This is a genomic window from Dyella sp. KRB-257 (assembly GCF_049445995.1).
GTDB lineage: Bacteria > Pseudomonadota > Gammaproteobacteria > Xanthomonadales > Rhodanobacteraceae > Dyella_A.
Window position 1 is genome coordinate 22,364 of record NZ_JBMSDZ010000034.1, and the last position, 6,000, is coordinate 28,363.

8 protein-coding genes are annotated in these 6,000 nt (G+C 62.1%); all 8 read right to left on the minus strand.

What is annotated here, in order from left to right:
* Positions 1 to 12: 12 nt before the first annotated feature.
* A complete protein-coding gene (locus ACO2Q2_RS16610; protein ID WP_423257364.1) occupies positions 13 to 1,968 on the minus strand; it encodes a hypothetical protein in 1,956 nt (651 codons plus the stop codon).
* Complete coding sequence (locus tag ACO2Q2_RS16615; protein ID WP_423257365.1) at positions 1,965 to 3,230, minus strand: PBSX family phage terminase large subunit; 1,266 nt, start codon at positions 3,228 to 3,230, stop codon at positions 1,965 to 1,967. The genes ACO2Q2_RS16610 and ACO2Q2_RS16615 overlap by 4 nt, the downstream gene beginning before the upstream one ends.
* On the minus strand, positions 3,190 to 3,588 hold the full coding sequence (locus ACO2Q2_RS16620; RefSeq protein WP_423257366.1) for a hypothetical protein: 399 nt from the start codon (positions 3,586 to 3,588) through the stop codon (positions 3,190 to 3,192). The genes ACO2Q2_RS16615 and ACO2Q2_RS16620 overlap by 41 nt, the downstream gene beginning before the upstream one ends.
* Positions 3,588 to 4,319 carry a hypothetical protein gene (locus ACO2Q2_RS16625; RefSeq protein ID WP_423257367.1) on the minus strand — a complete coding sequence of 244 codons (732 nt, stop codon included), beginning with the start codon at positions 4,317 to 4,319 and terminating at the stop codon, positions 3,588 to 3,590. The genes ACO2Q2_RS16620 and ACO2Q2_RS16625 overlap by 1 nt, the downstream gene beginning before the upstream one ends.
* Positions 4,279 to 4,842 (minus strand): hypothetical protein, encoded by a 564-nt coding sequence (locus tag ACO2Q2_RS16630; RefSeq protein WP_423257368.1) that lies wholly within the window; start codon positions 4,840 to 4,842, stop codon positions 4,279 to 4,281. The genes ACO2Q2_RS16625 and ACO2Q2_RS16630 overlap by 41 nt, the downstream gene beginning before the upstream one ends.
* A gap of 181 nt (positions 4,843 to 5,023) precedes the next feature.
* Complete coding sequence (locus ACO2Q2_RS16635) at positions 5,024 to 5,350, minus strand: hypothetical protein (protein ID WP_423257369.1); 327 nt, start codon at positions 5,348 to 5,350, stop codon at positions 5,024 to 5,026.
* On the minus strand, positions 5,338 to 5,676 hold the full coding sequence (locus ACO2Q2_RS16640; protein WP_423257370.1) for a hypothetical protein: 339 nt from the start codon (positions 5,674 to 5,676) through the stop codon (positions 5,338 to 5,340). Before ACO2Q2_RS16640 ends, ACO2Q2_RS16635 begins: the two co-directional genes overlap by 13 nt.
* Positions 5,654 to 5,896, minus strand: a complete 243-nt coding sequence (locus ACO2Q2_RS16645; protein ID WP_423257371.1) for a hypothetical protein — start codon at positions 5,894 to 5,896, stop codon at positions 5,654 to 5,656. Before ACO2Q2_RS16645 ends, ACO2Q2_RS16640 begins: the two co-directional genes overlap by 23 nt.
* Positions 5,897 to 6,000 lie beyond the last annotated feature (104 nt).

Below are 6,000 nucleotides of genomic sequence, written 5' to 3' on the forward strand. Positions count from 1 at the left end.
GTGTTCTTTGGGTTACTGCATGGGCGTCGGCTGGGCCTGCCCTTGGCTCATGTCTGGAGGTGTCATGGATGCGTCACCGCTGATGCCTTGAATCGGGTACACGGTGCCAAGCACCTGCGGATTCACGGCCTTCATGGCTGCAATGCGCGCCGTCTCGGCCTCGTAGATCTGCAATTCCAGCTGGCGCATGCGGAACTGGTGTTCGTCGGCATGCTTCGCCAACTCGATCTGATTCTTCTGCTGGTCGGTGTTGACGCTTTGCAGCTTCTGCTGCGCGTCCTGTAGCTGCTGTTGCAAGTCCTGCATCTGCTGCTGTACCTGCGGAGGTACTTGCGGCTGATCCAGCATCGCCAGGATCTGATCCTTGTTGCGCAGCTGCGAGGCCTGAATGATGGCCTTCGTCGGGATCGCGGTCGGGTCTATCTTTTTCAGGTCGATCAACGCCTGGAACTGCTCCGACTCAATCGTCACGGAGTGCGGCGCATCCTCGAGGATGATGTCCACGTCCAGCTCGGCCAGCTGGTTTTGCACGCCCACCTGCTGCATCGCCATCGGGTCGCGCGGGTCGAACTGAATCCCCTGCTGCTGCCAAACATGGCCCTGCAGTATCGGCTTGTTCAACGCCACCCAGCGCATGTTGCGCTCGTCATCGGTGACGCGAATCCAGCGTTCCTCGGTCCAGAACTGACGGATGCGGTACCAGATATGCCGGTACACCTCCCAGCTCCAGTGCTTGAGCGAGTCAAAGATGCCGGAGTATTCCGCCAGCGCGGAGCTGATTTGGATCTCCTGCGAACGACCGGAAGGCGCCTGCTGGTCGCCACTCAGCGCCGGGTTGACGCCGGTAATGTCGATCTCGCCCTTGGACTCCTGCAGCAGCTGGAATTGGCCGGAAACCAAGTCGTTCTGCGAAATCACCTCGAACTTCATGCCGGGATTTGGCTGCATCACGCCATCCGGCCGCGCCGCCTCCCGGCGCGTCTGCTCGATATCGTCAACCGCGCCCTTCTCAATGATCAGCTGCTTGGTATTGAGCAGATGCAGCGCCTTGCTGCGGCGCTTGTTGATCTCGTCCTGCGGGCTGATGTGCCGCTTCACCACGCCATAGCGACGGTTCTGGCGGTCGATGTAGGCGGAGATCGGGATCAGGTCGCACACTGGCTCGCCATGTTCGTCCTGATAGGGAGACACCTGCGGATCACGCAGATAACCACCCTTGCAGACCACGCACGTCCACCACTCGCCCTGATGCTTGAAGCGATGCTGCAGAACGCGGATGCGCTTGCGCTTGCGGTCTCCCCACATGATGCTCGGGCGGTCGTCGAACGTATCGCCAACCGTCACGCCTTCGGCATAGCAGCCGCTGATGACGTCATCCTTGCCCTTGAAGCGGCGCATGGCGTCCGCCTCGTCCATCCACAGCACGACGCCCATGTACTCGGCGTCTTTGAAGTCGCGGCGGCGGCTGTGTGGGTCGCGGTAGAAACGATCCCAAGGCACCCACGTAAGCACCACCTCCATCTTGCCTTCGTCGTCCGGCTTGACGGTGACGGTCGCGGCGCCGATACCCTCGATCATCAAGTTCTCGGCCACGTCCGAGCGGATGGCGTCGAAGTTGTTGCTCTCGCACACAAAGCGCAGGGCATCGGTGATGCTATTGGCCTCGTCCTCGTGCTTTGGCGTACGCGGGAAGGCGCGCGGGTCGGTCCGCATGCGCTTTTCCTGGCCGAGCAACGCATCAACTTTCGGCGCAATCCGGTTGGAAATCACCACCGGCTGACCGCGCTTGCGCAGGGCCTCCTGCTCGGCATCCGTCAGCTGGTAGCCGTCGTAGTAGTCGCGCGCCTGCTCGGAGTCCGCACGCTCATCTGACGTGTTGTCGAACGAATCTTGGAACTGGTCGATCAGCAACGCCGAATCGGGCAGATCGGACGGCGCTTTTTGGTCGTCTGTGTTCTGCTCAATCATGCGGTTTTCCAGTTGTAAGCCTCTTCAGGCTCCACGTCGTAGTCGTCCAGACGCCTCTCGGCCTTGGCCTCGGCGGACGGCTTGTATCCGGACCTGCGCAACTCTTCGAGCGCGTATCGCAGCGCGTCAATCGTGTGGTTCTGCTTGTCCTCAAGCACCGGCAGGATCTCCTCCGTGTGCTTGTCGATCTTGTAGCTGTAGCTCGCCAGCTCATCGGCGACGTGCTCGCATCGCGGATGCACCACGATGTCGAACGAGCGAAGGAACTCCACGCCGTCCTCAAGGCTTCCCGGACCCTTCAAGGCCGATGTGATGCGGAAGCCTTGGCGCTGCATGTAGCTGACCGTTTCCGGCCTGGCGCTGTCGGCACGTATCAGCCATTTCCTGCTGCCGACAATCGTGTCGAACAGGGCCGGCGTCTTATCGATCTCGCAGCCCACCTGCCAAGCCTCGGCATCGACGTAGAGCGTCCGGCCATCGACGTGGCAGCGCACCAGCACGGTTGGATCAATAGCGAAACCCCAGTCAGCACCGAAGCGGTGCACGGCATCAGGCGGCGTGGTGAATTCCTCTACTCGCCAGTTTCGGAATACCCTGGCATTCGCGTTCATCGCGTAGTGCCCACCCCAGACGTGCCGGAACTTCTCCGGGTCACGCCTGCGGTCGCCTTCCAGTTCCTCGCGTAGCTCGTCAGGCAACCACGGGTTGTCGGACCAGTTGGCCTCGACCACAACAGCGCCGTTTGGCGGCATTTCACCGCGAAGCAGCGCATCTACCGGGTCATCCGGCTTGTTCGGGTTCCAGCTGAACCAGATCTCCGAGCCAGCCTTGCGGAAGGTTGGTCGGAGCATGTCCAGGCTGCGCTGGCTAAGGCTCTGCGCCTCTTCCACCCAAGCGATGTCGAAACCTTCCAGCGACTTGATCGAGTCGGCCGTATGGTTCTGCATGCCTTGGAAGATGATGACGCCGCCTCCCGGCGTCTTGATCTCCGATTCAAGGATGTCGAACCCTGGGAATCCGTACTGGCGGATCTTGTCCTCCACCAGCAGCTTCACCGAGTTCTTCAGCGACTTCTGGACCTCACGCACGCATGCCGCACGCAGTCCCGGCTGCAAGGCGCACCGCTCGACCAGCAGCTCGGCGAAGAAGTGCGATTTCCCCGATCCGCGCCCGCCGTGAGCGCCCTTGTAGCGGGATGGCTCAAGAAGTGGGCGGAAGACCCTAGCGGTCGGGATGCGGATCGACGATGACGCGCTCGACACGCAGTACATGCTCCTGCGGACCGCCATTCGGCCCGCTCACTTCATGCTTCTGACGCTCGGCGTAGTCGTCCGAGAATCGGCAGTTGACATTCTTGGCCCACAGCGTGGCGTTGAAACCGGGCTTTTCGAGACCGTCCTGCCCCTTGTCCTCCCACCACGCCTGCGCATAGGTATGGGAAAGATCCATCGCGGCTGCGAAGTCCTCGTGCACCTTCATCCAGGTATAGACGGTGACCTTGCAGACGCCCAACGCAGCGGCAATCTGGACGCGGCTCTTGCCAAGCTTTCCAAGCTCGATCGCGCGCTCGCAGAACTCTTCGCGGTAGCTGGATGGCCTCCCGGGTAGCCCGTTGGCCATCACACAATCTCCATCAACGCGGTATAGACCAGCTGGCCGTCCGCGAACAGGTCGAAACGCATCATGTTGTAGGGCTGCACGTACATCCCGTAGTCGTAGCCAAGTCCCGAGGTGCGCAGCAGCGATGCGGGAACCGTGAATTGCACCAGTCCATTCGCATCGGCGGTCGCGTCCAGCGTGGCGAAAGGCCACGTCACGCCGTATCGGTACACCTTTGCCTGCACCGTGACCGCGTTCGTGAAGTCCACGCGACCGAGTTCATTGCGCACGTAGCACTTGATCGGCGTATCGATGCCACGGTAGATACGATGCGTCGTCTGCTGGCGCACAAGGTCGCCGGAGACGAAAGATGGGTTTGGCGTCGGCGTCAGTACGGCGTCGATCTTGTAGATCGGTCCATAGCTCGAATACAGCGCGAACTGAACCGCGTCGCCCTGCGCCAGCGCTCCCGTGCTGAAGCTGTACGTTCCGACCGATCCGACATCCTGCGTCCAAACGCCAAGCGCATTGACAGTCAGGGCGGCAGTGTTGGTGTTGCTTGAGCTTCCCGGAACTTTGACATCAAGCGAGAAAGAGACGATCTCGCCGGCATTTGCCGTTGCGCTGATCGTCGGGGAGATTCCGCCGTTGTACTGGTCGAAGAACTCATACGTAGAGCCGTTCCAGTACGACGGCGGCGACGCACCGGCCTCATCCTTCCAGCGCGATGCGGTGAGAAGAAGGTTGGGCACGGGCTAGTTCCAGTTCGTCATGGTGGGCTCGGCGCAGGACGCGCGCCTTGCTGGTTCCGTACAGGCGGTGCACGTAGGCGGCCGATGGAAGATCGACCGCATCGGCTTCCACGGCTCGCAGCTGGGCCACGTCTCCGCAGCACTTCCACTGCGTGTGATCGATGATCCATCCCCGCCGAATAGCTACCAAGTGATGACGCGAAGCGCCTGGACGCTGGTGGCCGTTCTGCAGGGTGAACTCCGGCGTGCAGGCTGCCGCTACTCCAGCGAGCAGCGGCTCGCGCATCTGTTCGAACGCGTGCGGCAACAGGTAGTCGTCGTCATCCACGCAGGTGACGTAGGGGTGCGATCCCATCGCGTACCCAGCTGCCCGAGCTCGACCAACATGACCAGCAACGAATGGCGCAATGTGCAACGCGATGGCGAAACCCGCGCGGTCGATTGCTTCGTGCACGCTGTCCAGGCACTGGCTGACCCACTCGCGTGGCGTATCCTGCGCGATGATGACGTGCACGTCGAGCATGAAAGGAACCCAGCCCATCCGGCGAGCGGACAGGGGCTTACGGCATGGACTCTTGGGGAGAAAAGTCGGCAGCGCGACGACGCTTCACAGCGGGATCAGGTGCGCAGCGGATGAGTCTGGGTGGCTCACCGTGGCGTTACCGGCACGATGAGGCAGTGACAGGATTGCGGACAGTTTGTAATTACACAACCGCCTTGAGATCGGACGGCGATTCCTCGCTGAAAGGTATGCGCAGCCACCCGGCAATGTGGATCCGAGCCACCCGAAGATGCTGGTAGTACCTCACGCGCCCCACGTTGTCGCCAAGCTTGCGCAGCTTCTGCTGCTTGGACTCCACCGGCTGCCCAGGTAGCCAGTATTCCAGCGTGACGATGATCGCCGGAAGTCTCCCCTCGGGCTGCTCGGCAAGTGCCCTCACCGCCTCGTCCACCTCGTCAGCGGATGTGCGCTGCGCCACGTAGCCAAGCCCATCAGGTGGCCGACCGTGCCACTTCATCAGCGAAGCCATGGGCGACTTGCCTTGCCAGCCGATTTGCTCGTACCGGCCGCCGCCGTATTCCTTGCCCCACTCGACAAGGCGCGCCTCAAGAGTTGCGGATCGACGGCCCATGCTTTGCCCCCATGCGATTGATTGCGTTCAGAATTACTGTACTGATTGGTTCTTTTTCCCTTGGCCGCGCGCCTCACATCACGCTGCAGCTTCGCATCAAGCCCCTGCAGCTTGCGCACGTAGTCATGGGCCACGTCGGGCGGGAGCATCTTGTAGTCGCCGCCGACGTAGATGCATAGCTTGCCGTCGATGATTGCGGCGTCAGGCTTCGTGGCCAGCGTCATCGCGCGCCTCCTCGAATGATCGGCAGTGCCGCTGTGTGCCTGGGTAGTTCCAGCCGTTGAACCGCACACAGAAGCCGAGGCCGGCGGCGCGGTTGTGCTTGTCCGGAGTGAAGTGCCGGCAGCCCGCGCACGTCACCAGCGGCAGCGGCTCGGGCGCTGGGCGATCCAGTTCGTCGAGCCACTGGCGGAGCTGGCGATCGTGGGCGGCGCTGCGCGGCATGGTCAGAGCGTCAGGCGCTCGGATGATCCGGACGCGGCATTCCGGCGATGTCTGCCGCAGCGTCCGCTTTCGTCAGCACCGGCTTTGCCAGCTCGTCGCGCAGG